Annotated in this window: 35 protein-coding genes; 33 read left to right on the plus strand and 2 right to left on the minus strand. The window is 66.5% G+C overall.

Annotated elements, in window-relative coordinates; genetic code table 11:
- Positions 1 to 177 precede the first annotated feature (177 nt).
- The gene (locus tag CLV54_RS07845) at positions 178 to 2,016 is read right to left on the minus strand and encodes a DUF4012 domain-containing protein (RefSeq protein WP_157802877.1); all 1,839 of its coding nucleotides are present in this window, start codon (positions 2,014 to 2,016) and stop codon (positions 178 to 180) included.
- Positions 2,017 to 2,204: 188 nt separating this feature from the next.
- Between CLV54_RS07845 and CLV54_RS07850 the strand changes: the two genes are divergently transcribed.
- From CLV54_RS07850 to rplQ, 32 genes are all read left to right on the plus strand, one after another.
- On the plus strand, positions 2,205 to 3,668 hold the full coding sequence (locus CLV54_RS07850; protein ID WP_100344438.1) for a sugar transferase: 1,464 nt from the start codon (positions 2,205 to 2,207) through the stop codon (positions 3,666 to 3,668).
- A gap of 453 nt (positions 3,669 to 4,121) precedes the next feature.
- On the plus strand, positions 4,122 to 4,430 hold the full coding sequence (gene rpsJ / locus CLV54_RS07855; protein WP_092547990.1) for a 30S ribosomal protein S10: 309 nt from the start codon (positions 4,122 to 4,124) through the stop codon (positions 4,428 to 4,430).
- 23 nt (positions 4,431 to 4,453) lie between these two features.
- On the plus strand, positions 4,454 to 5,113 hold the full coding sequence (gene rplC / locus CLV54_RS07860; RefSeq protein WP_100344439.1) for a 50S ribosomal protein L3: 660 nt from the start codon (positions 4,454 to 4,456) through the stop codon (positions 5,111 to 5,113).
- Positions 5,114 to 5,116: 3 nt separating this feature from the next.
- Positions 5,117 to 5,788: a 50S ribosomal protein L4 gene (gene rplD, locus CLV54_RS07865; RefSeq protein WP_100344440.1), complete on the plus strand. Its 672-nt coding sequence runs from the start codon at positions 5,117 to 5,119 to the stop codon at positions 5,786 to 5,788.
- Entirely contained in the window at positions 5,788 to 6,090 is a 303-nt protein-coding gene (rplW, locus tag CLV54_RS07870; protein ID WP_100344441.1) for a 50S ribosomal protein L23, read from the plus strand. Before rplD ends, rplW begins: the two co-directional genes overlap by 1 nt.
- A 26-nt stretch (positions 6,091 to 6,116) precedes the next feature.
- Complete coding sequence (rplB, locus tag CLV54_RS07875) at positions 6,117 to 6,956, plus strand: 50S ribosomal protein L2 (RefSeq protein WP_100344442.1); 840 nt, start codon at positions 6,117 to 6,119, stop codon at positions 6,954 to 6,956.
- Positions 6,957 to 6,968: 12 nt separating this feature from the next.
- Complete coding sequence (rpsS, locus tag CLV54_RS07880; RefSeq protein WP_100344443.1) at positions 6,969 to 7,250, plus strand: 30S ribosomal protein S19; 282 nt, start codon at positions 6,969 to 6,971, stop codon at positions 7,248 to 7,250.
- Between the two features lie 24 nt (positions 7,251 to 7,274).
- Positions 7,275 to 7,679 (plus strand): 50S ribosomal protein L22, encoded by a 405-nt coding sequence (rplV, locus tag CLV54_RS07885; RefSeq protein WP_100344444.1) that lies wholly within the window; start codon positions 7,275 to 7,277, stop codon positions 7,677 to 7,679.
- Positions 7,679 to 8,467, plus strand: coding sequence for a 30S ribosomal protein S3 (gene rpsC, locus CLV54_RS07890; protein ID WP_100344445.1), 789 nt, complete (start codon positions 7,679 to 7,681; stop codon positions 8,465 to 8,467). Before rplV ends, rpsC begins: the two co-directional genes overlap by 1 nt.
- Before the next feature lie 2 nt (positions 8,468 to 8,469).
- Positions 8,470 to 8,889, plus strand: coding sequence for a 50S ribosomal protein L16 (gene rplP, locus CLV54_RS07895; protein ID WP_100344446.1), 420 nt, complete (start codon positions 8,470 to 8,472; stop codon positions 8,887 to 8,889).
- A complete protein-coding gene (gene rpmC / locus CLV54_RS07900; RefSeq protein ID WP_100344447.1) occupies positions 8,889 to 9,215 on the plus strand; it encodes a 50S ribosomal protein L29 in 327 nt (108 codons plus the stop codon). Before rplP ends, rpmC begins: the two co-directional genes overlap by 1 nt.
- Complete coding sequence (rpsQ, locus tag CLV54_RS07905; RefSeq protein ID WP_100344448.1) at positions 9,215 to 9,520, plus strand: 30S ribosomal protein S17; 306 nt, start codon at positions 9,215 to 9,217, stop codon at positions 9,518 to 9,520. Before rpmC ends, rpsQ begins: the two co-directional genes overlap by 1 nt.
- Positions 9,521 to 9,553: 33 nt before the next feature.
- A complete protein-coding gene (gene rplN, locus CLV54_RS07910) occupies positions 9,554 to 9,922 on the plus strand; it encodes a 50S ribosomal protein L14 (protein ID WP_100344449.1) in 369 nt (122 codons plus the stop codon).
- Between the two features lie 2 nt (positions 9,923 to 9,924).
- A complete protein-coding gene (gene rplX / locus CLV54_RS07915; protein ID WP_100344450.1) occupies positions 9,925 to 10,287 on the plus strand; it encodes a 50S ribosomal protein L24 in 363 nt (120 codons plus the stop codon).
- Positions 10,287 to 10,892, plus strand: a complete 606-nt coding sequence (rplE, locus tag CLV54_RS07920; protein ID WP_100344451.1) for a 50S ribosomal protein L5 — start codon at positions 10,287 to 10,289, stop codon at positions 10,890 to 10,892. Before rplX ends, rplE begins: the two co-directional genes overlap by 1 nt.
- Before the next feature lie 105 nt (positions 10,893 to 10,997).
- The gene (gene rpsH, locus CLV54_RS07925) at positions 10,998 to 11,396 is read left to right on the plus strand and encodes a 30S ribosomal protein S8 (RefSeq protein WP_100344452.1); all 399 of its coding nucleotides are present in this window, start codon (positions 10,998 to 11,000) and stop codon (positions 11,394 to 11,396) included.
- A 6-nt stretch (positions 11,397 to 11,402) separates the two neighbouring features.
- Complete coding sequence (gene rplF, locus CLV54_RS07930) at positions 11,403 to 11,939, plus strand: 50S ribosomal protein L6 (protein WP_100344453.1); 537 nt, start codon at positions 11,403 to 11,405, stop codon at positions 11,937 to 11,939.
- Between the two features lie 2 nt (positions 11,940 to 11,941).
- Entirely contained in the window at positions 11,942 to 12,313 is a 372-nt protein-coding gene (rplR, locus tag CLV54_RS07935; RefSeq protein WP_100344454.1) for a 50S ribosomal protein L18, read from the plus strand.
- 29 nt (positions 12,314 to 12,342) lie between these two features.
- Complete coding sequence (gene rpsE / locus CLV54_RS07940) at positions 12,343 to 12,993, plus strand: 30S ribosomal protein S5 (protein ID WP_425430271.1); 651 nt, start codon at positions 12,343 to 12,345, stop codon at positions 12,991 to 12,993.
- Complete coding sequence (rpmD, locus tag CLV54_RS07945) at positions 12,993 to 13,178, plus strand: 50S ribosomal protein L30 (protein ID WP_100344998.1); 186 nt, start codon at positions 12,993 to 12,995, stop codon at positions 13,176 to 13,178. The genes rpsE and rpmD overlap by 1 nt, the downstream gene beginning before the upstream one ends.
- A complete protein-coding gene (gene rplO / locus CLV54_RS07950) occupies positions 13,178 to 13,948 on the plus strand; it encodes a 50S ribosomal protein L15 (protein WP_100344456.1) in 771 nt (256 codons plus the stop codon). Before rpmD ends, rplO begins: the two co-directional genes overlap by 1 nt.
- Before the next feature lie 139 nt (positions 13,949 to 14,087).
- Positions 14,088 to 15,410 (plus strand): preprotein translocase subunit SecY, encoded by a 1,323-nt coding sequence (secY, locus tag CLV54_RS07955; protein WP_100344457.1) that lies wholly within the window; start codon positions 14,088 to 14,090, stop codon positions 15,408 to 15,410.
- Positions 15,407 to 16,036 carry an adenylate kinase gene (locus CLV54_RS07960; protein ID WP_245861518.1) on the plus strand — a complete coding sequence of 210 codons (630 nt, stop codon included), beginning with the start codon at positions 15,407 to 15,409 and terminating at the stop codon, positions 16,034 to 16,036. The genes secY and CLV54_RS07960 overlap by 4 nt, the downstream gene beginning before the upstream one ends.
- Positions 16,036 to 16,887 carry a type I methionyl aminopeptidase gene (gene map / locus CLV54_RS07965; protein ID WP_100344458.1) on the plus strand — a complete coding sequence of 284 codons (852 nt, stop codon included), beginning with the start codon at positions 16,036 to 16,038 and terminating at the stop codon, positions 16,885 to 16,887. Before CLV54_RS07960 ends, map begins: the two co-directional genes overlap by 1 nt.
- Positions 16,888 to 16,965: 78 nt before the next feature.
- Entirely contained in the window at positions 16,966 to 18,618 is a 1,653-nt protein-coding gene (gene ptsP / locus CLV54_RS07970) for a phosphoenolpyruvate--protein phosphotransferase (RefSeq protein ID WP_425430272.1), read from the plus strand.
- A 78-nt stretch (positions 18,619 to 18,696) separates the two neighbouring features.
- A complete protein-coding gene (locus CLV54_RS18125) occupies positions 18,697 to 18,831 on the plus strand; it encodes an MYXO-CTERM sorting domain-containing protein (RefSeq protein WP_281258167.1) in 135 nt (44 codons plus the stop codon).
- 296 nt (positions 18,832 to 19,127) lie between these two features.
- Positions 19,128 to 19,349: a translation initiation factor IF-1 gene (infA, locus tag CLV54_RS07975; protein WP_021759551.1), complete on the plus strand. Its 222-nt coding sequence runs from the start codon at positions 19,128 to 19,130 to the stop codon at positions 19,347 to 19,349.
- A gap of 88 nt (positions 19,350 to 19,437) precedes the next feature.
- Positions 19,438 to 19,554, plus strand: a complete 117-nt coding sequence (gene rpmJ / locus CLV54_RS07980) for a 50S ribosomal protein L36 (RefSeq protein ID WP_100344460.1) — start codon at positions 19,438 to 19,440, stop codon at positions 19,552 to 19,554.
- A gap of 165 nt (positions 19,555 to 19,719) precedes the next feature.
- Positions 19,720 to 20,094 carry a 30S ribosomal protein S13 gene (rpsM, locus tag CLV54_RS07985; protein WP_100344461.1) on the plus strand — a complete coding sequence of 125 codons (375 nt, stop codon included), beginning with the start codon at positions 19,720 to 19,722 and terminating at the stop codon, positions 20,092 to 20,094.
- A 42-nt stretch (positions 20,095 to 20,136) separates the two neighbouring features.
- Positions 20,137 to 20,535 carry a 30S ribosomal protein S11 gene (rpsK, locus tag CLV54_RS07990; RefSeq protein WP_100344462.1) on the plus strand — a complete coding sequence of 133 codons (399 nt, stop codon included), beginning with the start codon at positions 20,137 to 20,139 and terminating at the stop codon, positions 20,533 to 20,535.
- 188 nt (positions 20,536 to 20,723) lie between these two features.
- Complete coding sequence (locus CLV54_RS07995; RefSeq protein ID WP_100344463.1) at positions 20,724 to 21,713, plus strand: DNA-directed RNA polymerase subunit alpha; 990 nt, start codon at positions 20,724 to 20,726, stop codon at positions 21,711 to 21,713.
- Positions 21,714 to 21,763: 50 nt separating this feature from the next.
- Positions 21,764 to 22,351, plus strand: a complete 588-nt coding sequence (gene rplQ, locus CLV54_RS08000) for a 50S ribosomal protein L17 (protein WP_100344464.1) — start codon at positions 21,764 to 21,766, stop codon at positions 22,349 to 22,351.
- 270 nt (positions 22,352 to 22,621) lie between these two features.
- On the opposite strand, the gene CLV54_RS08005 is transcribed toward rplQ, so the two are convergent.
- On the minus strand, positions 22,622 to 24,658 hold the full coding sequence (locus CLV54_RS08005; protein WP_100344465.1) for an acyltransferase family protein: 2,037 nt from the start codon (positions 24,656 to 24,658) through the stop codon (positions 22,622 to 22,624).
- Between the two features lie 84 nt (positions 24,659 to 24,742).
- Between CLV54_RS08005 and truA the strand changes: the two genes are divergently transcribed.
- Complete coding sequence (gene truA / locus CLV54_RS08010; RefSeq protein ID WP_425430277.1) at positions 24,743 to 25,708, plus strand: tRNA pseudouridine(38-40) synthase TruA; 966 nt, start codon at positions 24,743 to 24,745, stop codon at positions 25,706 to 25,708.
- Positions 25,709 to 25,727: the final 19 nt, after the last annotated feature.

The following is a 25,727-nucleotide window of genomic DNA, read 5'->3' on the forward strand; positions in this document are numbered from 1 at the left end:
ACGTGAGCGACCGCTCGCCCCGACCCGATGCGTTGGACCATGATCAACCTGCCGGCCGGAGCCAGCCGGGCATTAGCGTGAGACACGAGAGACCTCCGTGGGATCGAGGGAACCTAGACAGCTCCAACTCGACCTCGGAGGTCTCTCCTACGTCAACAACGATCCGGGTCAGTACATCTAGCCGCAGGACGGCGGCTCGATGACGTTCTCGGTCGTGTTGATCATCGGGGTTCCGCGCACCTCGAGCGGGCCATAGGCTCCGGGCGCCCCAATGAACGTCGCGGTCACGGTCGTGGTCTCGCCGGGAGCGAGATAAGCGGCGAAGGATGCCACGGGTCGCCCGAGATCGTCGGTGCGACCGGTGACAATGGTCTCGAGTCCCTGGACGTCGACACGTGCGTCGCTGACGGACGCCCCGATCGGGCCGTAGACGAAGATCTCGGTGCGGAACTTCTCACCCAGCCAGTCGCGACTCATCACGTACTGGGGGAGGGCGTCCGCTTCGTCGACGGTCAGATTGGAGTGCAGGGTCACGGAGGTCGAGAAAGTGGGGTTCGCCGGTGCTGTGCAGACGTCGGTCGTCGTGCGCGTGCTGGTTTGCAGGTAGTAGTCGATCTTCGAGGCCGAGGTGTCGCGGTAGTAGACCCCGATCACGGTCTTCTCGTCATTGGTCTTCGGCAGAGTGCCCTGCAAGGGGGTGCCGTCGAGCAGCGCCTGTTCGTCGGGACTGGCGCTCCACATCATGATGCTGCCGTGATTGATGCCCTCGGTGATCGCCCTGGTCATCGTCTTGATGTCGAAATCCCCGGTCGTGATCTTGTTGATGATCTCTGAGGCGGCGGCCTGGAAGAAGGCGTCGGCGAGGGGCGCGTCCTCGTTCCGGGGGTATCTCATATAGACGCCGTTGACGAGCAGGGACACGGCGTTGTCGCTCGAGAGCACGTCTCCCGAGGAGAGGGTGATGGGCCCGGTGGCCTCGAGGATCCGGGCCAGGGCCAGCGGATCGATCGAGATGACGCCGTCGACGCTCGAGCCCTGGTCGCGCAGCCAGAAGGCACGCATGATGCTCGCGGCCGTGGGGAAGTCGGGCCGGCTGGTCGAGGTGTTGATGTGGTCGACGAGGTAGCTGCCGTAGAGGTCGAGGGCGCTCTGGTCGACGGGGACGTCGACGGGGACGCCCTCGACGAAGTTGCCGCTGTTCGCCTGCCCCACCATCGCGATCGAGCCGTTGTCGATCGACATGAGCGAGTAGGCGGCGGCGCTTCCGCCCAGGGCCGTGCTCTCGGCGTTGTTCTGGAAGGCGAGCAGATAGCTACGGGGGCCGTTCTGGCCCAGCACGTTCCCGGCGACGTCGACGAGCGGAGTCATCTGGGTGATCGCCGTGTCGGCCGTGGTGAGCAGCCCGTCGAACTTCTCGACCGCGGCCTTCACGGGGCCGATCGTGTTCGCCGTGTCGATGGTCGACATCTTCTGCTTCGCATCGCCGAAGACGGTCGTCGCCGAGGCCAGGATCGTCTTGGCCTTGTCGAGCGGGGTGAGGTCGAATCCGCCGGTCACCGGATCGCGCGCACCGAGGTCGAAGGTCGACAGGGTGTCGATGGCGGGCACGGCGACCTGCTGCACGATGTCATCGATGCTTCCCGCCACGATGCGCACGGCGCTGAGGTTCTCGCCCAGCACCGGGATGTACTCGGCAGCGCGCCAGATCGGGTCGTCCGCCCCCGCGACCGCACCCGCGGAACGGGTTTGGAGCTGATCGCTCGTGCCGGCGAGAGCGTCGAGGTCGAAGCTCGTGGCTTGAGCCTGCAACTGGTCGACGAGGGTCTGCGCCGCCTCGAGGTCGTTCTTGACGATGAGCACCCGGGTCGCGAGCCAGGCGGCACAGCCCAGACCGGCGATGAGCACGATGGAGACGACGATCCAGACGGTCCGTTTGGTCGTGGATCCTCTGCCCGGCCGGCGCTCGGAGGCATGACGTGGCGTCGCGGTCGCGTGTTGGGGGCCTGGACGATTCACAGGTCAACTGTAGAGGAGCGAAACTGGGAAGCCGGGTCATGAACTGCCCCCTGAAATGACGGCAGCTTAAGGGGGAGCCCCGTATGGGATGTCCAGTACAGTTATGACGTCGTGAATCGTCTGCGATTGATCCCACGATTTACGCTTCATCACCCGAAGGATGGGCGAGTCAGGTCAGGAGGTCGCCTATGGTCGCGCGGGGTTCGCGTCCGACGGCTTCGATTCGGCGGCGGTCATGGCAGCGATCGTTCGCCGCTCGACTGTTCACGACCGACATCCTTCTGATCAGCGGCTCGGTGCTCGGCTCGCAGCTGCTCTGGTTCGGTTTCGACACGGTCGAGCTGTCCGCCGACATCCCTGCTCTTCGCGCCGGCTACACCACCGTCTCGATCGTCTTGATCGTCAGCTGGATGCTCATGCTCGACCTTTTCGGAACCCGCGACCACAAGGTCATCGGCAGCGGCTCGCTCGAGTACAAGCGCGTCACCGATGCGACCATCAGGCTCTTCGGGGTCTTCGCGATCCTCGCCTTCCTCTTCAGGATCGAGCTCGCCCGCGGCTACTTCCTCACCGCGCTGCCGGCCGGACTGCTGCTCCTCCTCTTCTCGCGCTGGCAGTGGCGGCAGTGGCTGCGTCGCAGACAGGCGAAGGCCACCTTCGTCTCGCGTGCGCTGCTCGTGGGCGAGCGCGACAAGTCGGTGCACGTCGGGCAGACGATCCAGGCGACCCCCGGGGCGGGCCTCCTGCTCGTGGGCGCGCTCACCCCCGACGGGCGGGTCACCGATCCCGACATCCAGGGGGCTCCGATCCTGGGCGACTTCGCCACGCTCCTGCAGGCCGTCGAGAGCTCGCGGGCCGACACCGTGATCCTCACCGGTTCCGACGAGCTCAGCCCGGCCGACATGCGCCGGGTCGGCTGGGAGCTCGAGTCGCGCGGCGTCGAGCTCATCGTCGCGCCGGCGCTGACGGATGTCGCGGGCCCCCGCATCCACGCCCGCCCCGTCGCCGGGCTGCCCCTCATCCATGTGAGCTACCCGACCTTCGAGGGTGTGAAGCGCTTCTCGAAGAGGATCTTCGACATCCTCGGCTCCGGTCTGCTCATCGTCGTGAGCTCCCCGCTCCTGCTGGGCATCGCGATCGCCGTCAGGCGCTCGGGGCCGGGCAGCATCCTCTACCGCCAGGAGCGCATCGGACGCAAGGGCACCCCCTTCGGCATGCTCAAGTTCCGCTCGATGGTGCAAGACGCCGACGACCAGCTCGAGAGCCTGCTCGACGCGCAGGGCACTTCGGACACCCCGCTGTTCAAGGTCACCAACGATCCGCGCATCACCCCGATCGGGCAGGTGCTGCGCAGGCACTCCCTCGACGAGCTGCCGCAGCTGTTCAACGTCTTCGTCGGGAACATGAGCCTCGTCGGTCCCCGGCCCCAGCGCGCGGCCGAGGTCGCGCTCTACGACGACGCCGCTCATCGGCGCCTCATCATGAAGCCGGGCATGAGCGGCCTCTGGCAGGTGAGCGGCCGATCCAACCTCAGCTGGGACGACAGCATCCGCCTCGGTCTCTACTATGTCGAGAACTGGTCGCTGACCGCCGACGTCATCATCCTGTGGCGCACGGTGAGGGCCGTCGTCAAGCCGGAGGGCGCGGTTTGAGGCGCGACACGCCCGGGTTGCAGCAATACCCGAAATGTGGCAAACTCGTCTAGTTCAACATTTCGGCCCGCGCGCCTGCTTGAGTGCAAGCGCTGCAGGGCCGAATCACTGCCAGGCAGTGCATAGGAGTTGCTCTTCGAGAGCATTGGGCCTAGGCCGCGGGTAGCAGAACGAAGCTTAATCGACACCCCAAACGACCTGGGTAAAACCATGTCATGAGTCGTGCGCCCGAACATCGGCGACACGCTCGAACGGGGAGCCGGTGACAGGCTCGTTGGTCGGGTCTGTCGAGCGCAGCAGGCATCGCGGAGGCTCTCCGCGGTGCGGGGCTGGGTTCGACAGGCTCGATGAGCGGCCATTGACAGAAGAACAGTGGTGCGACATACGTAGTGCTACGCAGCGTCCAATGCGGCCGGAAGACCGTAAGACGCTCTGAATGAGAGAGAGTCAGACATGGCGGGACAAAAGATCCGCATTCGACTTAAGTCATATGACCACGAGGTCATCGACACCTCGGCGCGCAAGATCGTCGACACGGTGACCCGTGCCGGCGCGACTGTGGTCGGCCCGGTGCCGCTTCCTACCGAGAAGAACGTCATCGCCGTCATCCGTTCGCCTCACAAGTACAAGGACAGCCGTGAGCACTTCGAGATGCGCACCCACAAGCGACTGATCGACATCATCGATCCGACGCCCAAGGCCGTCGACTCGCTCATGCGTCTCGACCTGCCGGCGGACGTCAACATCGAGATCAAGCTCTGAGCCGGATAGGGACGCAAGGAATCATGGCTACCGAAACCAAGAAGACCACCAAGGGTCTGCTCGGCACGAAGCTCGGCATGACCCAGGTGTGGGACGAGAACAACAAGCTCATCCCCGTCACCGTCATCGAGCTCTCCCCGAACGTCGTCACCCAGATCCGCACCCCTGAGGTCGACGGATACGACGGCGTGCAGATCGCCTACGGCCAGATCGACCCGCGCAAGGTCGACAAGCCCTCCACCGGCCACTTCGCCAAGGCCGGCGTCACGCCGCGCCGCCACCTCACCGAGCTCCGCACCGCGGATGCCGCTGACTACAGCCTCGGCCAGGAGCTCACCGTCGACGGTGTCTTCGAAGCCGGCAAGAAGGTCGACGTCGTCGGCACCAGCAAGGGCAAGGGCTTCGCCGGTGTTATGAAGCGACACAACTTCAAGGGTGTCTCCGCTTCGCACGGTTCGCACCGCAACCACCGCAAGCCCGGCTCGATCGGCGCCTCCTCGACCCCCAGCCGTGTCTTCAAGGGCATGCGCATGGCCGGTCGTATGGGTGGCGACCGGGTGACCGTGCTCAACCTCGTCGTGCACGCCGTCGACGCCGAGAAGGGTCTCTTGCTCGTCAAGGGCGCCGTTCCCGGTGCACGCGGTCGCATCGTATTCGTCCGCAACGCAGTGAAGGGGGCGTAGTTCATGGCTACCGCACTCGACATCGTCGACATCTCGGGTAAGAAGGCCGGCTCGGTCGAGCTTCCCGCCGAGATCTTCGACGTTCAGACCAATGTGCCGCTCATCCACCAGGTGGTCGTGGCCCAGCTCGCAGCCGCCCGTCAGGGAACCCACAAGACCAAGCGTCGTGGTGAGGTCTCCGGTGCCGGCCGCAAGCCGTTCAAGCAGAAGGGAACCGGTCGCGCTCGTCAGGGCTCGATCCGCGCCCCTCAGATGACCGGTGGTGGCATCGTCCACGGACCGCAGCCGCGCAACTACTCGCAGCGCACCCCGAAGAAGATGATCGCCGCCGCTCTGCTCGGCTCGCTCTCGGACCGCGCCCGCGGAGGCCGCCTCCACGTCGTCGAGTCGCTCGTCGCCGGTGAGACGCCCTCGACGAAGGCCGCTCTCGAGCTGCTCGCCGGTGTCGCGTCGAGCAGGCACGTGCTCATCGTGCTCGAGCGCGACGACGACCTCAGCTACCTGAGCGTTCGCAACATCCCCACCGTCCACGTGCTCACTGCCGACCAGCTGAACGCCTACGACGTGCTCGTCTCCGACGACATCGTCTTCACGAAGGCGGCCTTCGACATCTTCGTCGCGGCCAAGCTCGCGAGCGCGGCCAGCAAGGCGAACAAGGAAGAGGTGTCCGCGTAATGGCCATCGCAGTCAACAAGGACCCCCGCGACATCATCATCGCGCCGGTCGTCTCCGAGAAGAGCTACGGGCTGATCGACGAGGGCAAGTACACCTTCATCGTCGACCCCCGCTCGAACAAGACCGAGATCAAGCTCGCCATCGAGAAGATCTTCAAGGTCAAGGTCGCGTCGATCAACACCCTCAACAAAAAGGGCAAGACCCGCCGCACCAAGTTCGGCATCGGCAAGACCAAGGACACGAAGCGCGCGATCGTCACGCTCAAGTCCGGTTCTATCGACATTTTCACGGCAGTTGGCTAGGCGCCGGGACTAGAGGATAAAGAACAATGGCTATTCGTAAGTACAAGCCCACGACTCCGGGTCGTCGCGGTTCATCTGTTGCGGACTTCGCAGAGATCACCCGTTCGACGCCCGAGAAGTCGCTGCTCCGTCCCCTGTCGAAGACCGGTGGCCGTAACAACCAGGGTCGCATCACGACTCGTCACATCGGTGGTGGCCACAAGCGCCAGTACCGTGTGATCGACTTCCGTCGCAACGACAAGGACGGCGTGCCGGCCAAGGTCGCTCACATCGAGTACGACCCCAACCGCACGGCGCGCATCGCGCTCCTCCACTTCGCCGACGGCACCAAGCGCTACATCCTGGCGCCCAACAAGCTGTCGCAGGGCGACACGGTCGAGTCCGGTTCGGGCGCGGACATCAAGCCCGGCAACAACCTGCCGCTGCGCAACATCCCCACCGGTACCGTCATCCACGCGATCGAGCTGAAGCCGGGCGGAGGCGCCAAGATGGCGCGTTCCGCCGGTGCGTCGGTTCGCCTCGTCGCCAAGGACGGCCCCTACGCGCAGCTCCGTCTGCCGTCGGGCGAGATCCGCAACGTGGATGCCCGCTGCCGCGCCACGATCGGCGAGGTCGGCAACGCCGAGCAGTCGAACATCAACTGGGGCAAGGCCGGTCGTATGCGCTGGAAAGGCGTTCGCCCGACCGTTCGTGGTGTCGCGATGAACCCGATCGACCACCCGCACGGTGGTGGTGAGGGCAAGACCTCCGGTGGTCGCCACCCGGTCAGCCCGTGGGGTCAGAAAGAGGGCCGCACCCGTCACCCCAACAAGGAAAGCGACAAGCTCATCGTTCGTCGCCGTACCGCCGGCAAGAAGCGTAAGTAGGAGTTGTAGAAGATGCCACGCAGTCTCAAGAAGGGCCCCTTCGTTGATGACCACCTGCTCCGCAAGGTCGTTACAGCGAACGAAGCCAACAACAAGAACGTGATCAAGACCTGGTCGCGCCGCTCGATGATCATCCCGGCCATGCTGGGACACACCATCGCGGTGCACGACGGTCGCAAGCACATCCCGGTGTTCGTCACCGAGACGATGGTTGGGCACAAGCTCGGAGAGTTTGCCCCCACCCGCACCTTCCGTGGACACGAGAAGGACGACAAGAAGGGTCGTCGCCGCTAACGCGGGGACGTAAGGAGGAGAGAAATGGTGGAAGCAGTCGCACGCGTGCGTCACATCCGCGTCACCCCCATGAAGGCCCGTCGCGTCGTCAACCTGATCCGCGGCAAGCAGGCCCAGGAGGCCTTGGCCATCCTGAAGTTCGCACCGCAGTCGGCGAGCGAGCCGGTCTACAAGCTCGTCGCGGCGGCCATCGCCAACGCGCGAGTGAAGGCCGACGCGAGCAATTCGTACCTTGACGAGCAGGACCTCTACGTCGCGAAGGCATTCGTCGACGAGGGCACGACCTTGAAGCGGTTCCAGCCGCGTGCACAGGGCCGCGCGTTCCAGATCCTCAAGCGCACGAGCCACATCACGATCGTCCTGGCAACGCCGGACGAGACGGTGGCCGCCGGTTCCAAGAAGTCAGCCCAGAAGGCGAGGACCAACTAATGGGTCAGAAAGTCAATCCGTACGGTTTCCGTCTCGGGATCACGACCGACCACGTGTCGCGCTGGTTCTCGGACAGCACCAAGAAGGGTCAGCGTTACTCGGACTACGTTGCCGAAGACGTCAAGATCCGTCGTCTGCTCAGCACCTCGCTCGACCGCGCCGGCGTTTCGCGCATCGAGATCGAGCGCACCCGTGACCGCGTCCGCGTCGACATCCACACCGCCCGTCCGGGCATCGTGATCGGTCGCCGTGGCGCCGAGGCCGAGCGCATCCGCGCCGACCTCGAGAAGCTCACGGGCAAGCAGATCCAGCTGAACATCCTCGAGGTCAAGAACCCCGAGGCCGACGCCCAGCTCGTCGCGCAGGGCATCGCCGAGCAGCTTTCCGCTCGTGTGGCGTTCCGCCGTGCGATGCGCAAGGGCCTGCAGGGCGCTCAGCGCACCTCCACGGTCAAGGGTGTTCGTATCCAGGTCTCCGGCCGCCTCGGCGGCGCCGAGATGAGCCGTTCCGAGTTCTACCGCGAGGGCCGCGTTCCGCTGCACACTCTGCGCGCGAACATCGACTACGGCTTCTACGAGGCGAAGACCACCTTCGGCCGCATCGGCGTGAAGGTCTGGATCTACAAGGGCGACATCACCAACAAGGAGCTTGCCCGCGAGCAGGCCAACCAGAAGTCATCGCGCCCGGAGCGTCGTGACGGCCGCGATGGCGACCGTCCCCGTCGTGGCTCGGCGCCGAAGACGGATGCGGCCGCCGCCGCTCCCGTCGCAGCAGGAGTTGAGGCATAACCATGTTGATTCCACGTCGAGTCAAGCACCGCAAGCAGCACCACCCCGGCCGTAGCGGCCAGGCGACCGGTGGCACCACGGTGTCGTTCGGTGAGTACGGCATCCAGGCCCTCACCCCTGCCTACGTGACCAACCGTCAGATCGAGTCCGCTCGTATCGCGATGACCCGTCACATCAAGCGTGGTGGAAAGGTGTGGATCAACATCTACCCCGACCGCCCGCTGACCAAGAAGCCCGCCGAGACCCGCATGGGTTCCGGTAAGGGTTCACCCGAGTGGTGGGTCGCCAACGTCAAGCCGGGTCGCGTGCTCTTCGAGCTCAGCGGCGTCAACGAGACGGTCGCCCGCGAGGCGCTCACCCGTGCTATCCACAAGCTGCCGCTCAAGGCACGCATCATCAAGCGCGAGGAGGGCGACGCGTAATGGCGATCGGATCCAAGGAACTCCGCCCGACGGAGCTCGACACCTTTGAAGACGAGCGACTTGTCGACGAGCTGAAGAAGGCCAAGGAAGAGCTGTTCAACCTGCGCTTCCAGTCGGCCACCGGCCAGCTCGAGAGCCACGGCCGCCTGCGTGCGGTCAAGCGCGACATCGCTCGTATCTACACCGTGATTCGCGAGCGTGAGCTCGGAATCCGCGCGACGCCCGCACCTCTCGAGGTCGAGGCGAAGCCAGAGAAGAAGACCCGTGCCAAGAAGGCGGATGCCGCAGAGGCAGCGCCGACCGAGAACAGTGAGGAGGCCAAGTAATGGCTACCGCCAAGGAACAGACGACTGAGACAGAAGCCGCGGCCGAGACGCTCGTTCGCGGTTACCGCAAGAGCCGTCGTGGATACGTCACGAGCGACAAGATGCAGAAGACCATCGTCGTCGAGGTCGAAGACCGCGTGAAGCACCCGCTGTACGGCAAGGTCATCCGCCGTACCTCGAAGGTCAAGGTCCACGACGAGAACAACACCGCCGGCGTCGGCGACCTCGTTCTCATCTCCGAGACGCGTCCCCTCAGCGCTTCCAAGCGCTGGAGGCTCGTCGAGATCCTCGAGAAGGCCAAGTAAGCCTCGGCTTGCTTGCGATATAGGGACAGATAAATGCTTCAGCAGGAATCAAGAGTCAAGGTGGCCGACAACACGGGCGCCAAGGAGCTCCTCACCATCCGCGTGCTCGGCGGCTCCGGCCGTCGCTACGCGGGTCTGGGCGATGTCATCGTCGCGACCGTCAAGGACGCGATCCCCGGTGGCAACGTCAAGAAGGGTGACGTCGTCAAGGCGGTCATCGTTCGCACCAAGAAGGAGACCCGTCGTTCGGACGGCTCCTACATCAAGTTCGATGAGAACGCCGCGGTGATCTTGAAGAACGACGGGGACCCCCGCGGTACCCGCATCTTCGGACCGGTTGGTCGTGAGCTTCGCGACAAGAAGTTCATGAAGATCGTTTCCCTGGCGCCGGAGGTTATCTAGTCATGGCGAAGAACATCAAGAAGGGCGACCTCGTGCAGGTCATCACCGGTGCCACGCAGGCACGCGGTGGCGACCGCGGCAAGCAGGGGCGCGTCATCGAGGTCTTGGTCGAGCAGAACCGCGTCATCGTCGAAGGTGTGAACTACATCACCAAGCACACCCGCGTCGGCCAGACGCAGCGTGGCACGAAGACCGGTGGCATCGAGACCATGGAGGCCCCGATCCACATCTCCAACGTCGCCATCGTCGACCCGGAGACCAAGAAGCCGACCCGCGTCGGCTTCCGCACCGAGCAGGTAACGAAGGACGGCGTCTCCAAGACCGTCCGCGTCCGTTACGCCAAGAAGTCAGGTAAGGACCTGTAATGACTGACATCTCAACTGCTGCGCCGGCTGGCACAGTGTCTTCCAACAGCACCCAGCCGCGCCTGAAGCAGAAGTACCAGACCGAGATCTCGGCCGAGCTCACGAAGGCGCACGGTTTCACCAACGTGCACCAGGTTCCGACGCTCGTCAAGGTCGTCGTGAACATGGGTGTCGGAGAGGCTGCCCGCGATGGCAAGATCATCGACGGCGCCGTCACCGACCTCACGAAGATCACGGGCCAGAAGCCCCAGGTCACGAAGGCCCGCAAGTCGATCGCGCAGTTCAAGCTGCGTGAGGGACAGCCCATCGGCGCCCACGTCACACTTCGTGGCGACCGCATGTGGGAGTTCCTCGATCGTCTGCTCTCCCTCGCGCTTCCCCGCATCCGCGACTTCCGTGGTCTCTCCGACCGCCAGTTCGACGGAAACGGCAACTACACCTTCGGTCTCACGGAGCAGTCCGTGTTCCACGAGATCGACCAGGACAAGATCGACCGCGTTCGAGGCATGGACATCACCGTGGTGACGACCGCCAAGACCGACGACGAGGGTCGTGCGCTGCTCAAGGCGCTCGGCTTCCCGTTCAAGACGGCCGACACCAAGTAGCCTCACGGCTGCGCAGCGACGCGGGCATCCGCCCGGCGTCGTCCGACACCACAGGTCGACATTCGTGTAACGGATGCCGAAACCAGGCGAGAAAGGCACCACCACATGACAATGACAGATCCGGTCGCAGACATGCTGACCAGACTGCGTAACGCGAACTCTGCGCACCACGACTCCGTGTCGATGCCGCACAGCAAGCTCAAGGCCCACATCGCGCAGATCCTCACCGATCAGGGTTACATCGCGGCGTGGGAGGTCACCGACGCCACCGTCGGCAAGACCCTCACTCTCACGCTCAAGTTCGGTCCCAACCGCGAGCGTTCCATCGCCGGCATCAAGCGCGTCTCGAAGCCGGGTCTGCGCGTGTACGCGAAGTCGACCGAGATCCCCACGGTTCTCGGCGGGCTCGGTGTCGCCATCCTGTCAACGTCCTCCGGTCTGCTCACCGACCGCCAGGCTGAGAAGAAGGGCGTGGGTGGGGAAGTCCTCGCCTACGTGTGGTAACTCGCAATGTCACGTATTGGACGTCTTCCGATCGACGTGCCCGCAGGGGTCACCGTGACGATCGATGGCTCTAACGTCTCCGTCAAGGGACCGAAGGGCGAGCTCGCGCTCACCGTCGCCAGCCCCATCGAGGTTCAGCTCGAAGAAGGGCAGGTCCTCGTGACCCGCCCGAACGACGAGCGCGAGTCCCGTTCGCTGCACGGCCTGACGCGCACGCTCATCAGCAACCAGATCATCGGCGTCACCGAGGGTTACTCCAAGGGACTCGAGGTCGTCGGCACGGGTTACCGTGTCGTCGCCAAGGGCGCGGGTGTCGAGTTCGCGCTCGGCTACTCGCACTCCATCACGGTCGAGCCGCCGACGGGAATCACTTTCGCGGTCGAGGGCAACAACAAGCTCACCGTGCACGGCATCGACAAGCAAGCCGTGGGCGAAGTCGCCGCCAACATTCGTAAGTTGCGCAAGCCCGAGCCCTACAAGGGCAAGGGTGTGCGTTACGCCGGCGAGGTCGTTCGCCGCAAGGCCGGAAAGAGTGGTAAGTAACCATGGGTCTCGGAACTAGAGGAAAGAGCAAGGCGGCCGCTCGTACGCGCCGTCACACGCGCCTTCGCAAGAAGGTCGTCGGCACCGAGCTGCGCCCGCGTCTCGTGGTCACGCGTTCGGCCCGCCACGTCTTCGTGCAGGTCGTCGACGACAGCAAGGGCTTCACTCTCGCGTCGGCTTCGACGCTCGAGTCGGACCTGCGCACCTTCGACGGCGACAAGACGGCCAAGGCCCGCAAGGTCGGCGAGCTCGTCGCCGAGCGCGCCAAGAAGGCCGGCGTCGAGGCGGTCGTATTCGATCGTGGTGGCAGCAAGTACGCGGGTCGCGTCGCTGCCATCGCCGAGGGAGCTCGAGAGGGTGGTTTGGACCTGTGAGCGATCAGCAGATTTCTAAGGAGCAAGAGGTGGCTGTAGTAGAGGCACCGGTGGAGACGGCCGCATCGACCGAATCCACGCAGAACGAGCCTCGCGAAGGCCGTCGCGGGGGTCGCGAACGCAACCCCAACCGCGACCGCGGCAGCCGCGACTCCGAGAAGAGCCAGTTCCTGGAGCGCGTTGTCACCATCAACCGCGTCTCCAAGGTCGTGAAGGGCGGTCGTCGCTTCAGCTTCACCGCTCTCGTGGTCGTGGGCGACGGCAACGGACTCGTGGGCGTCGGCTACGGCAAGGCCCGTGAGGTCCCGACCGCCATCTCCAAGGGCGTCGAGGAGGCGAAGAAGAACTTCTTCCGCGTCCCGCGCGTCGGCAACACGATCCCGCACCCCGTCCAGGGTGAGGCCGCCGCAGGCGTCGTCCTGCTGCGTCCGGCGTCGGGTGGTACCGGTGTCATCGCGGGTGGTCCCGTGCGCGCCGTGCTCGAGTGCGCCGGCATCCACGACGTGCTGAGCAAGTCGCTCGGCTCGTCCAACACGATCAACATCGTGCACGCAACCGTCGCGGCGCTCAAGCAGCTCGAAGAGCCGCGCGCCGTCGCCGCCCGTCGTGGCCTCGACGTCGATGACGTCGTTCCCGCCCGTCTGCTGCGTGCCGAGGCCGACGCTAAGGCAGGTGCATGATGGCCGCGCGCCTCAAGGTGACACAGATCAAGTCCATAATTAGTGAGAAGCAGAACCAGCGCGACACGATTCGCAGCCTGGGTCTCAAGCGCATTGGTGACGTCGTGGTCCGCGAGGACAACCGCCAGAACCGCGGTTACGTCAACACTGTCGCTCACCTGGTGAAGGTCGAGGAGATTGACTAATGGCTGAAGAAACAGAAGCCACCACAGGTGCCGCAGCTGAGAAGAAGCCCGCGGCCAAGAAGGCGGCGGCCCCCAAGGTCGCAGCCGACAAGCCCGTAGCCGAGAAGGCTCCTGCCGCCAAGAAGGCGCCGGCCAAGGCCGCTGCCGACACGGCGACGGATGCAGAGAAGGCGCCCGCGGCCGAGAAACCCGCTGCTGCCAAGAAGGCACCCGCCAAGGCCGCTGCTGCTGCCACGGCGGACGCCGAGGCGGCTCCGGCCGCCAAGGCTCCCGCGAAGAAGGCTCCTGCGAAGGCGGCGCCCACGGCCAAGGCCGAGAGCGAAGCCCCGCGCGAGCAGGTTCTGAAGGTGCACCACCTGCGCCCCGCCGCCGGATCCAAGAAGGCCAAGACCCGCGTCGGACGCGGTGAGGGCTCGAAGGGCAAGACGGCCGGCCGTGGAACCAAGGGAACCAAGGCCCGGTACTCGATCCGTCCCGGTTTCGAGGGCGGCAACCTGAACTCGGTCATGCGGGCTCCCAAGCTCCGCGGGTTCAAGAACCCGTTCCGGGTCGAATACCAGGTCGTCAACCTCGAGCGTCTCGCGGAACTGTACCCGGCCGGCGGTGAGGTCACCATCGGCGACCTCGTGGCCAAGGGCGCTGTGCGCAAGAACGAAAAGGTCAAGGTTCTCGGCAACGGCGACATTACGGTTAAGCTGAACGTTGCGGTCGACAAGGTCTCCGGCTCCGCTGAGCAGAAGATCGTCGCCGCTGGTGGCTCCGTCAAATAAAACACGATGCACACAGCGTCGCGGCGTTCCGCCACGACGAGTGGCATTCGTGTCATGCAGAGTCATCGTAGAGTAGTCAAGTTGGGTGTCCGTTGGATCGGACACCCAACTAACTCCCACAGGAAAGCTGGAGGCCCTCTTGTTTAGCGCCGTTGCGCGGATCTTCCGCACACCCGACCTTCGACGGAAGATCGGCTTCACCCTGGGTATCGTCGCGCTTTTCCGGCTCGGATCCTTCATTCCCGCTCCCTTCGTCGACTTCGGCAACGTCCAGCAGTGTCTCGCGGACAACCAGGGCACCTCGGGTCTCTACGAACTCGTCAACCTCTTCAGCGGCGGAGCGCTCCTGCAGCTCTCGGTCTTCGCGATGGGCATCATGCCCTACATCACCGCGTCGATCATCGTGCAGCTGCTGCGTGTCGTCATCCCTCACTTCGAGACCCTGTACAAAGAGGGCCAGGCCGGTCAGGCCAAGCTCACGCAGTACACGCGTTACCTCACCATCGCGCTCGGCGTCCTGCAGTCGACGACGCTCATCACGGTGGCACGCAGCGGGGCCCTGTTCGGCACCTCCGCCAGCCCCGAGTGCTCGCAGCTCATCACCGATGACTCCTGGTACGCGATCATGCTCATGGTCATCACCATGACCGCGGGAACCGGCCTCATCATGTGGCTCGGCGAGCTCATCACCGAGCGCGGCATCGGCAACGGCATGTCGCTCCTCATCTTCACCTCGATCGCCGCGACGTTCCCGAACTCGCTCTGGGCCATCGCCCAGGCCAAGGGCTTCGAGGTCTTCCTCCTCGTGCTCGCGATGGGCATCGTGATCATGGGACTCGTGGTCTTCGTCGAGCAATCGCAGAGACGCATCCCCGTGCAGTACGCGAAACGGATGGTCGGGCGCCGAACCTACGGCGGCAACAACACCTACATCCCGATCAAGGTCAACATGGCCGGCGTCGTGCCCGTCATCTTCGCCTCCTCGCTGCTGTACCTCCCCGCCCTCATCGCCCAGTTCAACCAGCCCGCTGCGGGCCAGGAGCCGGCACCGTGGGTCGTGTGGATCACCAACTACCTCACCAAGGGCGACCACCCGCTGTACATGCTGCTGTACTTCCTGCTCATCGTCGGGTTCACCTACTTCTACGTCGCGATCACCTTCAACCCCGAAGAGGTCGCCGACAACATGAAGAAGTACGGCGGGTTCATCCCCGGCATCCGCGCAGGGCGCCCGACGGCCGAGTACCTCGACTTCGTGCTCACCCGCGTGACCCTGCCCGGATCGATCTACCTCGGTTTGATCGCGCTCATCCCGCTCATCGCCCTCGCGGCGGTCGGGGCGAATGCGAACTTCCCCTTCGGCGGCGCGTCGATCCTCATCATCGTCGGTGTCGGACTCGAGACGGTCAAGCAGATCGACTCCCAGCTGCAGCAACGGCACTACGAGGGTCTGCTTCGGTGAGCCGGGCGACGAGCGAGTCGGGTACTCGTCTGCTGCTCATCGGCCCTCCCGGGGCTGGCAAGGGCACGCAGGCGGCTCGGCTCGCCGAGCTCCTCGGCGTACCGGCGGTCTCCACGGGAGACATCTTCCGCTGGAACGTCAAGAACGAGACCGAACTCGGCCTGCAGGCGAAGGCGTTCATGGATGCCGGGCAGTACGTGCCCGACTCCCTCACCAATGCGATCGTGCACGACAGGCTGCAGGAGGCCGACGCCGGGGCGGGGTTCCTGCTCGACGGCTACCCGCGCACGACCGAGCAGGTCAGTGAGCTCGACCGTCTCCTGCATTCCGACGGCACGCACCTCGACGGCGTCGTGCAGCTCGTGGCCGACCGCGACGAGGTCGTGAGCCGGCTGCTCAAGCGGGCAGACGAGCAGGGGCGTTCGGATGACACGGAAGAGGTCATCCGTCACCGCCTCGCCCTCTACGACGAGCAGACCGCTCCGCTCATCGAGGTCTACGGCCGTCGTGGCCTGCTCATCGAGATCGACGGGCTCGGCCCGGTCGACGACGTGACCGACCGCATCGTCGCGCAGCTCGTGGAACGCGGCATCCTGCCCGGGGACGGCGAGTCGGCCGCCTCTTGATGGCCCTGCACCGTTCGCTCTACAAGACGCCTGCCCAGCTGCGGGCGATGGTCGCGCCCGGCCTCGCGACCGCCGCGTCCCTCGCAGCGGCGCGCGACGCCATCCGCCCCGGCGCGACGACCCTCGAGCTCGACACGCTCGCCCGCCAGACCATCGAGGGCCTGGGCGGCATCTCGAACTTCATGCTCGTGCCGGGCTACCGGCACACCATCTGCGCGTCGGTGAACGACGACGTCGTGCACGGTATCCCGAGCGACCGTCCGCTCGAGGCCGGCGACATCGTGTCGATCGACAGCGGCGCCGAGATCGACGGCTGGAACGGCGACTCGGCCTTCACCATGGTCGTGCCGGATGCCGCGAGGCCCGAGCTCGTGGCCGAACGCGAGCGCCTCTCGCACGTCACCGAGCAGTCGCTCTGGCACGGCATCGCGCGGCTCGCCCGCGCACGTCACCTCAACGAGGTCGGCGAGGCCGTGCAGGACTACATCGAGTCGCAGCACAACCCTTCGTCTCCGGACGGCCGGTACGGCATCCTGACCGATTACATCGGCCACGGCATCGGCCGGTCGATGCACGAGGCGCCTCCCGTGTTCAACTACCGGGTGCGGCAGAAAGGCCCTGAGGTCAAGCCGGGGCTCGTCGTCGCGATCGAGCCCATGGTCGTGCTCGGCAGCCCCGACACCTTCGTGCGCGACGACGAGTGGACGGTCGCGACCGAGGACGGCGCCTCCGCGGCGCACTGGGAGCACTCGGTCGCGGTGCACCCGGGCGGAATCTGGGTGCTCACGGCGCCCGACGGAGGGGCGAGCGGTCTCGCACCCCTCGGTGTGACCCCCGTTCCCGTTCCGTAGCCCGCCCGTCACGGCTATCGTGAAGCTGGGTGGCGACGTCCGTTCGGGCGGAGTTCGATCCGCGACGTGAGGATGGCGATGGAACTGCACGGGATCGGTGTTGGACAGGGCGTGGCGATCGGGCCGGTCATCCTCATGCCGGAGCCTCTGCCCGAGCCGGTGGGCGCGCAGAGCGCTCTCTCGCCGGCGGAGGAGGGCGAGCGCGCGGCCGCGTCTCTCGCCGCCGTCGCCGACGAGCTGCGCGCTCGGGGCGAGCGTGCGGGAGGGACCGCGCAGGAGGTGCTCGACGCACAGGCGCTCATGGCGGCGGACCCGGCGCTGAGCGACGACGTGACCGCCCGGCTGCAGACGGGGATCACCGCAGAGCGCGCTGTGTTCGAGGCCTTCGCCGCCTTCCGCGAGCTGCTCGTAGGCATGGGCGGCTACATGGCCGAGCGCGCGACCGACCTCGACGACATCTCGCAGCGGGTCATCGCCGACCTCGGCGGGCTCCCCGCGCCGGGGGTGCCGGCCCCGGACCACCCCTTCGTGCTCGTCGCACGCGACCTCGCGCCGGCCGACACCGCCCTGCTCGACCTCGAGAAGGTGCTCGCCCTCGTGACGAGCGATGGCGGCCCCACCTCGCACACGGCGATCCTGGCGCGCGACAAGGCGATCGTCGCGATCGTCGGCGCCTCGGGCGCGCTCGCGCTGCACGACGGGCAGGAGGTGATCGTCGACGCCGCGGCCGGCCGTGTGGTCGTCGACCCCTCCGCCGACGAGAAGGATGCCGCGCGCTCCGCCATCGCGGATCGCGCGGGCCGCGCCGAAGCGCCCGTGGGGCCCGGCCGTCTCGCCGACGGCACCGGGCTGCCGCTCCTGGCCAACCTCGGCTCGGCGGAGGGGGCCGCGGTCGCGATCGAGCGCGGAGCGGAGGGTGTCGGCCTCTTCCGCACCGAGTTCCTCTTCCTCGACGCGGCGATGGCGCCCACAATCGTCGAGCAGCAGGAGCAGTACACGGCCCTGCTCGCGCAGTTCCCCGGGCAGAAGGTCGTGGTGCGCGTGCTCGACGCGGGCGCCGACAAGCCGCTGCCCTTCCTCAACGACGGCGAGGAGGAGAACCCCGCCCTCGGCCTGCGCGGGCTGCGGGCGCTGCGAGCCAAGGAGGACATCCTGCGCGAGCAGCTCACGGCGCTCGCGAACGCCGACGCGGCCACCGACGCCGAGGTCTGGGTGATGGCGCCCATGGTCTCGACGGTGGAGGAGACGCGGTACTTCGTCGAGCTCGCCCACGAGCTGGGGCTCGCGATGGCGGGCGTGATGGTCGAGGTGCCGGCGTCGGCGCTTCTCGCGGACCGCATCCTCGCCGTCGCCGACTTCGTCTCGATCGGCACCAACGACCTCACGCAGTACACCCTCGCGGCCGACCGGATGCTCGGCTCGGTCGCCGGCTTCCAGGATCCGTGGCACCCGGCCGTGCTGAAGCTCGTCGGCGAGGTGGGCGCAGCAGGGGTCGCGACGGGCAAGCCCGTCGGCATCTGCGGGGAGGCCGCGGCCGATCCCGCCCTCGCCGTCGTGCTCGTCGGGCTGGGGGCCACGAGCCTGTCGATGTCGTCCGCCGCTCTCGGCGACGTGCGCACCGAGCTCGCCGGCGTGACGCTCGCCCAGGCGAAGGAGCTCGCGGCGGTCGCCCTGGCCGCCGACGGCGCACCGGAGGCCCGAGCCGCGGTCGCTGCGGCCGCCCGGGGCTAGGCCATCCGGCGGGTGCAGGGGAACACCGAGGCTCCGGGAGTACACTGACGGCCGCGCAGAACCCGAGTCGGAGGCACCATGTCAGTCACAACGGAATTCTTGGCACAGACGGGTGTCAACACCCTCCCGATCATCATCGGCGTGGCCGCCGTCATCGCGATCGGCGTGCTGCTGCTCGTGGTCGGGCTCGTTCGACGTCGCGGGCAGCGCTGAGTCGCGGCATCCGCTCGCTTCTCGTCGTTCTCAAAACGACGGAGATTTCGCTTAAACCGGGCCTTGTGAGCCTCAAATCCGCTCAAATCGGCAGAATGTCCGTCGTTTTGAGTACGGGTGAGGGCGACGGAGGCGACTGCGATCGCGACGGAGGCTCCGCCGCCGGCGAACGATTGGCGAAAAGCGGGATTATCACATAAGATTGCTCTTTGGTGTCTTGAGCGCGCCCGCGCGCGCCGTTTTCACCACTCCACCCGCACGATCAGCAATCATTACTCTTGAGCGACAGTGAGGCTATGGCCAAAAAAGACGGTGTCATCGAAATCGAAGGCTCTGTGGTCGAGGCTCTTCCCAACGCGATGTTTCGCGTTGAGTTGACCAACGGACACAAAGTTCTCGCCCACATCTCCGGCAAGATGCGTCAGCACTACATCCGCATTCTGCCCGAAGACCGGGTGATCGTAGAACTGAGCCCCTACGACTTGACCCGCGGCCGTATCGTCTACCGCTACAAGTAACGAGCGCTGAAAAGTAACGGCCCGCTCCCGCGTCCGAACCCGGACATCACGGCGAGCGGGTACGAAGACAGCGAATGAAGGAACAGCTATGAAGGTCAAGCCCAGCGTCAAGCCCATGTGCGAGCACTGCCGCGTCATCCGCCGCAACGGCAATGTCATGGTCATCTGCAAGAACAACCCGCGCCACAAACAGCGTCAGGGCTAGATCGTCGACCGAGCCTGCCGGATGCCGGCGGGCTCGCTCCACGAGTGACAACTGAACACGAGATAACGGCACCGTCAGAACCTGCTCCGGCAGGGGACACCCCGGGTTGGAGGCCCGGGCACAGGCGCTGCTCCACACCTCCACTCACCAACAGGAGAAGCCACAATGGCACGTCTAGCAGGCGTAGACATTCCGCGCGACAAGCGCGTGGAAGTCGCATTGACGTACATCTACGGTGTCGGCCGCACGAGGGCGCTCAAGACCCTCGCCGACACCTCCATCGACGGAAACATCCGAGTCAAGGACCTGAGCGACGACCAGCTCGTCGCCTTGCGTGACTACATCGAAGGCAACTACAAGGTAGAGGGCGACCTCCGCCGCGAGGTGGCCGCCGACATCCGCCGCAAGGTCGAGATCGGCAGCTACGAGGGCATCCGCCACCGCCGCGGCCTCCCCGTGCGCGGCCAGCGCACCAAGACCAACGCTCGCACCCGCAAGGGGCCGAAGCGCACCGTTGCCGGCAAGAAGAAGGCCCGATAGCGAGCACTGCTCGTATCGCCATAAAAGTTTTAGGAGAAAACAATGGCAGCACCAAAATCGGCCGTTCGTAAGCCGCGCAAGAAAGAAAAGAAGAACATCGCTCTGGGCCAGGCCCACATCAAGAGCACGTTCAACAACACGATCGTCTCGATCACCGACACCACCGGTGCGGTCATCAGCTGGGCGTCGTCCGGTGGAGTCGGCTTCAAGGGTTCGCGCAAGTCGACCCCGTTCGCCGCTCAGCTCGCTGCGGAGTCGGCTGCCCGCCAGGCTCAGGAGCACGGCATGAAGAAGGTCGACGTCTTCGTCAAGGGGCCGGGCTCCGGTCGCGAGACCGCGATCCGCTCGCTTCAGGCCGCAGGCCTCGAGGTCGGCTCGATCAACGACGTCACCCCGCAGGCGCACAACGGATGCCGCCCGCCGAAGCGTCGCCGCGTCTGACCTTTCGCGTTGACCGCCGGCCGATCCGCCGGTGATCGGGCTCGTCGAATCCGACGAGCCCCGTCACCGTACGACCGGCCGGCGGTCGATGGTCACGTTCTCTACACAACTCCATAGATAGCCGGGCCAGCCACCCGGTCGCCAACGCAAGTGTCATATAGCGGACACTTAGCCGAAAGGAATCAACAGTGCTTATTGCACAGCGTCCAACGCTCACCGAAGAGAACATTTCGGAGTTCCGTTCGCGGTTCGTCATCGAGCCGCTCGAGCCGGGTTTCGGTTACACCCTCGGTAACTCGCTTCGCCGGACCCTCCTGTCCTCGATCCCCGGTGCAGCTGTGACGAGCATCCGCATCGACGGCGTGCTCCACGAATTCAGCACCGTCCCTGGTGTCAAAGAAGACGTCACGGAGATCATCCTCAACATCAAGGGCCTCGTCGTCTCGAGCGAGCACGACGAGCCCATCACGGCCTACCTGCGCAAGCAGGGCGCCGGCGAGGTCACCGCTGCCGACATCTCTGCTCCTGCGGGCGTCGAGATCCACAACCCCGAGCTCGTGATCGCGACGCTCAACGACAAGGCGAAGTTCGAGCTCGAGCTCACGATCGAGCGCGGCCGCGGATACGTGTCGGCCACGCAGAACCGCAACGAGTTCAGCGAAGCCGGTCAGATCCCGATCGACTCGATCTACTCGCCCGTGCTCAAGGTCACCTACCGCGTCGAGGCGACGCGTGCCGGTGAGCGCACCGACTTCGACCGTCTTGTGGTCGACGTCGAGTCGAAGCCGGCGATCACCCCGCGCGACGCCATCGCCTCGGCCGGCCGCACCCTCACCGAGCTCTTCGGTCTCGCCCGCGAGCTCAACAACGCGGCCGAGGGCATCGAGATCGGCCCCGCGCCGGTCGACGCCGTGCTGAGCTCCGAGCTCTCGATCCCGATCGAAGATCTCGACCTCTCGGTGCGCTCGTACAACTGCCTCAAGCGCGAGGGCATCAACAACGTCAGTGAACTGGTCGCCCTCTCGGAGACGCAGCTCATGAACATCCGCAACTTCGGTCAGAAGTCGGTGGATGAGGTCAAGGACAAGCTCACCGAGCTCGGCCTGTCGCTCAAGGACTCCGTTCCCGGCTTCGACGGGGCGCACTTCTACAGCGGCTACGACGACGAGAACATCTAAGGCTCGTCGCAAGACGGCTAACCGACATTTGACACTGGAGATTCACTAACATGCCAAAGCCAACCAAGGGCCCCCGCCTCGGAGGCGGTCCTGCTCACGAGCGACTCCTGCTCGCCAACCTGGCTGCTGCCCTTTTCACGCACAAGAGCATCAAGACCACGGAGACGAAGGCCAAGCGACTGCGCCCCGTCGCCGAGCGTCTGGTGACCTTCGCGAAGCGCGGCGACCTGCACGCTCGTCGTCGTGCGCTCGCGATCATCGGCGACAAGTCGGTCATCCACGAGCTCTTCACCGAGATCGCTCCGCTCGTCGCGGAGCGTGAGGGCGGCTACACCCGCATCACGAAGCTCGGCTTCCGCAAGGGAGACAACGCCTCGATGGTGCAGATCGAGCTCGTTCTCGAGCCCGTCACCCCCAAGGTGAAGCGTTCGAGCACCTCGAAGGCCGCTCCGGCTGCTGAGCCCGTCGCCGACGCGGCCGAGGTCGAGGAGACCGAGACCGTCGAGGCCTCCGAGCCCATCGCCGAGGAGGAGACCACCGAGGCCGCCGCCGAGGTCGAGTCCGACGCGGCCGAGAAGGCCGACGACGCGGCCGCCGAGCCCGCGGCAGACGCCGAGAAGGCCGACGACGCCAAGTAAAGCACCTGCACACCGGAAAGCCCCGGCCGTCGTCGCGACGGCCGGGGCTTTTTTGTGCCCTTCGCCAGCCTGGCTGCAGGAAGGCGTGATCGAGGTCGCGGGGCCGGGGCGAGGCCGGCATCCGTGTCGTGGATTTCGCGCCCGAGCGGGCCGAGGCGACACAGCTGCCCCCCAACGACGCGTTTCGGGCGGGCACGTGAAAGTCTCGCGGGCACGTGACTTTCCGGGTGCCCCCGGGCTTTTCACGTGCCGCGAGGCGCCGGATGATTTTTAGCCGGCGGTTGAGGGCGTGAAGGCGTCGAGGGGGGCCGCATGCTGCTTCTCTTGCGCGAGCCGGGCGAGGGCGTCGCTCACGGCGTTCGCGTAGATCTGCCCACCCGTGGGGCCGGGGTGGATCTGGTCTTCGGAGAGCAGGTCGAGGTGACCCGCGATCGCTGTGCTCCAGTCGGCGCACGCGACGTTCGTGTAGGCGATGTCGAAATTGCCCAGAGTCTGGTTGACCACGGGAACCCAGTCGCGGGGGGCGAAGGCGTTCACGAGCACGATCTCGCGGTCGGGGCCGGCGATCGCGCGGATCCGCTCCAGGCCGTCGTTGGAGACGAGTCCGTTGGTGCCCAGACCGATCAGGATCACCGGGCGCAGGGCTCCCTGGTCGCTCAGCGCCTGGACGATGTCGGGCGCCTCGGAGAACTGCCGGGAGACGGTGGCGTCGATCGCGATGCCGGGGAAGGTGCTCTGGAGCTCGGGGGCCGAGGCCAGCATGACCGAGTCGCCGATCGCCGTGATCTGGTCGCCCGAGGGAATGGTCACGGCCGGGGCGGGAGGCGCCGGGGGTGTGGTCGGGTCGGTGGGGGCGTTCGGGGCCGCGGGCTCGGGCGGGGTCGTCGGGGCCGGATCGGCGTCGGCGGGCGGGGCCGGGGTCTCGGTCACGGCCGGAGCCTGCGTCGGCCCCGGGCTCGCGAGCGCGGCGAGGCCCCTCTCGATGTTCTGCTGCGCGCTCGAGACGCGCGGCGCGGAGGCGAGCGCTGCGGCTGAGCCGGCCAGGAGGAGCGTCACGACGACGGCGACCCCCGCGACGATCCGGCGGCGCACGCGTGCCGAGCGCACCGGCGCCATGGCGCGGCGCGCGGCCTCCCGGAAGCCCAGCCGTCGGATGGGCCGCTCGATGTACCGGTAGGAGAGGAAGGCCACGGGCACGAAGACGACGAGCGTCAGGACCCCCACGAGCACGCTGCGCGGTGTTCCCGGGAGGGCGGGCAGCACGGCCGCGACGATCACGAAGACGGGCCAGTGCCAGAGGTAGAGCCCGTAGGAGCGTTCTCCGAGGTAGCGCAGGGGTGCGACATCCAGCCACCGGCCCAGCCGCCGCCCCGACTGGATGCCCGACCAGATGAGCACGACGGTGAGCACGCTCACGATCGGCAGGCCGCCGTGATAGGTGAAGGTCGCCGTGTCGTGGAGCAGGGCGGCGAAGGTCACGAGACCGAGGAGCGCGGCGATCCCGATGACGGGCGACCACCTCTCGATGACGGGCAGGAGCCGCCGGGCCCGGGCGGGGTCTCGGGGGAGCTGGGACGAGTGGGCGAGGGCCAGCGCGGCGCCGAGCATAAGCCCGAAGCTGTGGGTCTCGGTGCCGAAGTAGACCCGGGTCGCATCCGTTCCGGGAACGTAGAGCAGCCACATCGCGGCGGCGGATGCCACGGCGAGGCCCACGACGACGATCAGGGTGATGACCGAGCGCCGGCGGCCTCCGTCGCGGCGCAGCAGGAGCAGCAGGAGGAGGGCGAGCGGCCAGAGCACGTAGAACTGCTCCTCGACGGCGAGCGACCACAGGTTGCGGAAGAGCTCGGGCGCCGTGAGCGCGAAATAGCTGCCGTCGGAGGCGATCGCCAGCCAGTTGTAGCTGAAGGTCGCGGCGCCGAGCACCTGCCAGTCGAGGCCGACGAGCACGTCGCCGCCGACGACCCAGGCGAAGGTGCAGCAGACGAGCAGGAGCACGCCGATCGCCGGCACGAGCCGCAGGAAACGGCGCCACCAGAACGAGCGCAGCGCGACCCGCCCGGTGCGCACGCGCTCGTCGATGAGCAGGCTCGTGATGAGGAAGCCGCTCACGACGAAGAAGACGTCGACCCCGATGAACCCGCCCGGCAGGAAGCCCGGGAAGAGGTGGTAGACGACGACCGCGATGACCGCGAGCGCGCGCAGCCCGTCGAGGCCCGCGTAGCGCGGCCGCCCCGCGCGCGCGTCGGAGAGCGCGGCCGCCGTCGCGGTCGGGGCTGGCGCAGGGGAGTCGGTCTGTGTCGTCATGTTTTCGTGAGGTGCAGTAGGTGCCCGACAACGATAACTCCCCGCACCTGCCGCCTAGACTATTCACCCGTGGCGGGTGTGATGATGGTCGAGAATTCGCAGGAGCCGGTGCGTTTCCGGCTCGATCTGTCGTATGACGGCTCCGATTTCACGGGCTGGTCGCGCCAGCCGGGGCTGCGCACGGTGCAGGGCACGCTCGAGGAGGCCCTCGAGACGATCTTCCGCCGCCATCCGCCGGCCCCGCGGCTCGTGGTCGCCGGGCGAACGGATGCCGGTGTGCACGCGGCCGCGCAGGTCGCCCACGTCGAGCTCACCCGCCAACAGCTCGCCGCGCTCGTCAAGCCCAGCCGTGGGCACCGGGAGACGGCGGTCAGCTCGGATCCGGAGGTGCAGCTGCTGCGCAGGGTCAACGGCGTGCTGGGCGCGGTCAGCGACATCGTCGTGCACAGGGCGCGCATCGCCCCCGAGGGCTTCGACGCACGTTTCTCGGCGGTCTGGCGCCGCTACGAGTACCGCATCGCCGACGCGGTCGCGCATCGCGACCCGCTGCAGCGGCACCGCACCTACTGGCACCACCTGCCTCTCGACGTCGAGGCGATGGATGCCACGGCCGCGAGTCTCGTCGGGCTCCACGACTTCCGCGCCTACTGCAAACCGCGCGAGGGCGCGACGACCATCCGCACGCTGCAGGACTTCCGCTGGCGGCGCGACGAGGACGGCACGATCGTGGCCTTCCTGCAGGCCGACGCCTTCTGCCACAGCATGGTGCGAGCGCTCGTGGGGGCCTGCGTGTCGGTCGGAGAGGGCAAGCTGCCCGCGCAGGAGCTCACCCGGCTGCTCGAGCAGCGCGAACGCGACAACGAGTTCAAGGTCATGCCCGCTCGGGGCCTGACCCTCATCCGTGTCGGCTATCCGGAGGACGGCCTGCTGAGGTTCCGCGCAGAGCAGACGCGCGCGCGGCGACGGCTCGACGGCGAGGCCGAGGCGGAGGGCGCGGTCGAGCCGAGTGCCGCGGACGACGGCACGGCCGGGTCGAGCGCTGCAGTTTGACCGGGTCGCCGCCTGTGGC

The sequence above is a fragment of the Compostimonas suwonensis genome, assembly GCF_002797855.1.
In the GTDB taxonomy this organism is placed as follows: Bacteria; Actinomycetota; Actinomycetes; order Actinomycetales; family Microbacteriaceae; genus Compostimonas; species Compostimonas suwonensis.

What these genes read in the sequence shown, in the direction of transcription:
- rpsK (WP_100344462.1), top strand. Translation starts at nt 20,137, where the DNA reads ATGGCAGCACCAAAATCGGCCGTTCGTAAGCCGCGCAAGAAAGAAAAG.
- rplR (WP_100344454.1), top strand. Translation starts at nt 11,942, where the DNA reads ATGGGTCTCGGAACTAGAGGAAAGAGCAAGGCGGCCGCTCGTACGCGC.
- rplD (WP_100344440.1), top strand. Translation starts at nt 5,117, where the DNA reads ATGGCTACCGCACTCGACATCGTCGACATCTCGGGTAAGAAGGCCGGC.
- rpmC (WP_100344447.1), top strand. Translation starts at nt 8,889, where the DNA reads ATGGCGATCGGATCCAAGGAACTCCGCCCGACGGAGCTCGACACCTTT.
- rplE (WP_100344451.1), top strand. Translation starts at nt 10,287, where the DNA reads ATGACTGACATCTCAACTGCTGCGCCGGCTGGCACAGTGTCTTCCAAC.
- truA (WP_425430277.1), top strand. Translation starts at nt 24,743, where the DNA reads ATGGTCGAGAATTCGCAGGAGCCGGTGCGTTTCCGGCTCGATCTGTCG.
- ptsP (WP_425430272.1), top strand. Translation starts at nt 16,966, where the DNA reads ATGGAACTGCACGGGATCGGTGTTGGACAGGGCGTGGCGATCGGGCCG.
- rpsQ (WP_100344448.1), top strand. Translation starts at nt 9,215, where the DNA reads ATGGCTACCGCCAAGGAACAGACGACTGAGACAGAAGCCGCGGCCGAG.
- CLV54_RS07850 (WP_100344438.1), top strand. Translation starts at nt 2,205, where the DNA reads ATGGTCGCGCGGGGTTCGCGTCCGACGGCTTCGATTCGGCGGCGGTCA.
- rplP (WP_100344446.1), top strand. Translation starts at nt 8,470, where the DNA reads ATGTTGATTCCACGTCGAGTCAAGCACCGCAAGCAGCACCACCCCGGC.
- rpsM (WP_100344461.1), top strand. Translation starts at nt 19,720, where the DNA reads ATGGCACGTCTAGCAGGCGTAGACATTCCGCGCGACAAGCGCGTGGAA.
- rpsS (WP_100344443.1), top strand. Translation starts at nt 6,969, where the DNA reads ATGCCACGCAGTCTCAAGAAGGGCCCCTTCGTTGATGACCACCTGCTC.
- rpsJ (WP_092547990.1), top strand. Translation starts at nt 4,122, where the DNA reads ATGGCGGGACAAAAGATCCGCATTCGACTTAAGTCATATGACCACGAG.
- rplC (WP_100344439.1), top strand. Translation starts at nt 4,454, where the DNA reads ATGGCTACCGAAACCAAGAAGACCACCAAGGGTCTGCTCGGCACGAAG.
- rpsC (WP_100344445.1), top strand. Translation starts at nt 7,679, where the DNA reads ATGGGTCAGAAAGTCAATCCGTACGGTTTCCGTCTCGGGATCACGACC.
- CLV54_RS08005 (WP_100344465.1), bottom strand. Translation starts at nt 24,658, where the DNA reads ATGACGACACAGACCGACTCCCCTGCGCCAGCCCCGACCGCGACGGCG.
- map (WP_100344458.1), top strand. Translation starts at nt 16,036, where the DNA reads ATGGCCCTGCACCGTTCGCTCTACAAGACGCCTGCCCAGCTGCGGGCG.
- CLV54_RS18125 (WP_281258167.1), top strand. Translation starts at nt 18,697, where the DNA reads ATGTCAGTCACAACGGAATTCTTGGCACAGACGGGTGTCAACACCCTC.
- rpmJ (WP_100344460.1), top strand. Translation starts at nt 19,438, where the DNA reads ATGAAGGTCAAGCCCAGCGTCAAGCCCATGTGCGAGCACTGCCGCGTC.
- rplQ (WP_100344464.1), top strand. Translation starts at nt 21,764, where the DNA reads ATGCCAAAGCCAACCAAGGGCCCCCGCCTCGGAGGCGGTCCTGCTCAC.
- rplF (WP_100344453.1), top strand. Translation starts at nt 11,403, where the DNA reads ATGTCACGTATTGGACGTCTTCCGATCGACGTGCCCGCAGGGGTCACC.
- rplV (WP_100344444.1), top strand. Translation starts at nt 7,275, where the DNA reads ATGGTGGAAGCAGTCGCACGCGTGCGTCACATCCGCGTCACCCCCATG.
- rpsH (WP_100344452.1), top strand. Translation starts at nt 10,998, where the DNA reads ATGACAATGACAGATCCGGTCGCAGACATGCTGACCAGACTGCGTAAC.
- rplX (WP_100344450.1), top strand. Translation starts at nt 9,925, where the DNA reads ATGGCGAAGAACATCAAGAAGGGCGACCTCGTGCAGGTCATCACCGGT.
- rplN (WP_100344449.1), top strand. Translation starts at nt 9,554, where the DNA reads ATGCTTCAGCAGGAATCAAGAGTCAAGGTGGCCGACAACACGGGCGCC.
- infA (WP_021759551.1), top strand. Translation starts at nt 19,128, where the DNA reads ATGGCCAAAAAAGACGGTGTCATCGAAATCGAAGGCTCTGTGGTCGAG.
- rplO (WP_100344456.1), top strand. Translation starts at nt 13,178, where the DNA reads ATGGCTGAAGAAACAGAAGCCACCACAGGTGCCGCAGCTGAGAAGAAG.
- rplW (WP_100344441.1), top strand. Translation starts at nt 5,788, where the DNA reads ATGGCCATCGCAGTCAACAAGGACCCCCGCGACATCATCATCGCGCCG.
- rplB (WP_100344442.1), top strand. Translation starts at nt 6,117, where the DNA reads ATGGCTATTCGTAAGTACAAGCCCACGACTCCGGGTCGTCGCGGTTCA.
- rpmD (WP_100344998.1), top strand. Translation starts at nt 12,993, where the DNA reads ATGGCCGCGCGCCTCAAGGTGACACAGATCAAGTCCATAATTAGTGAG.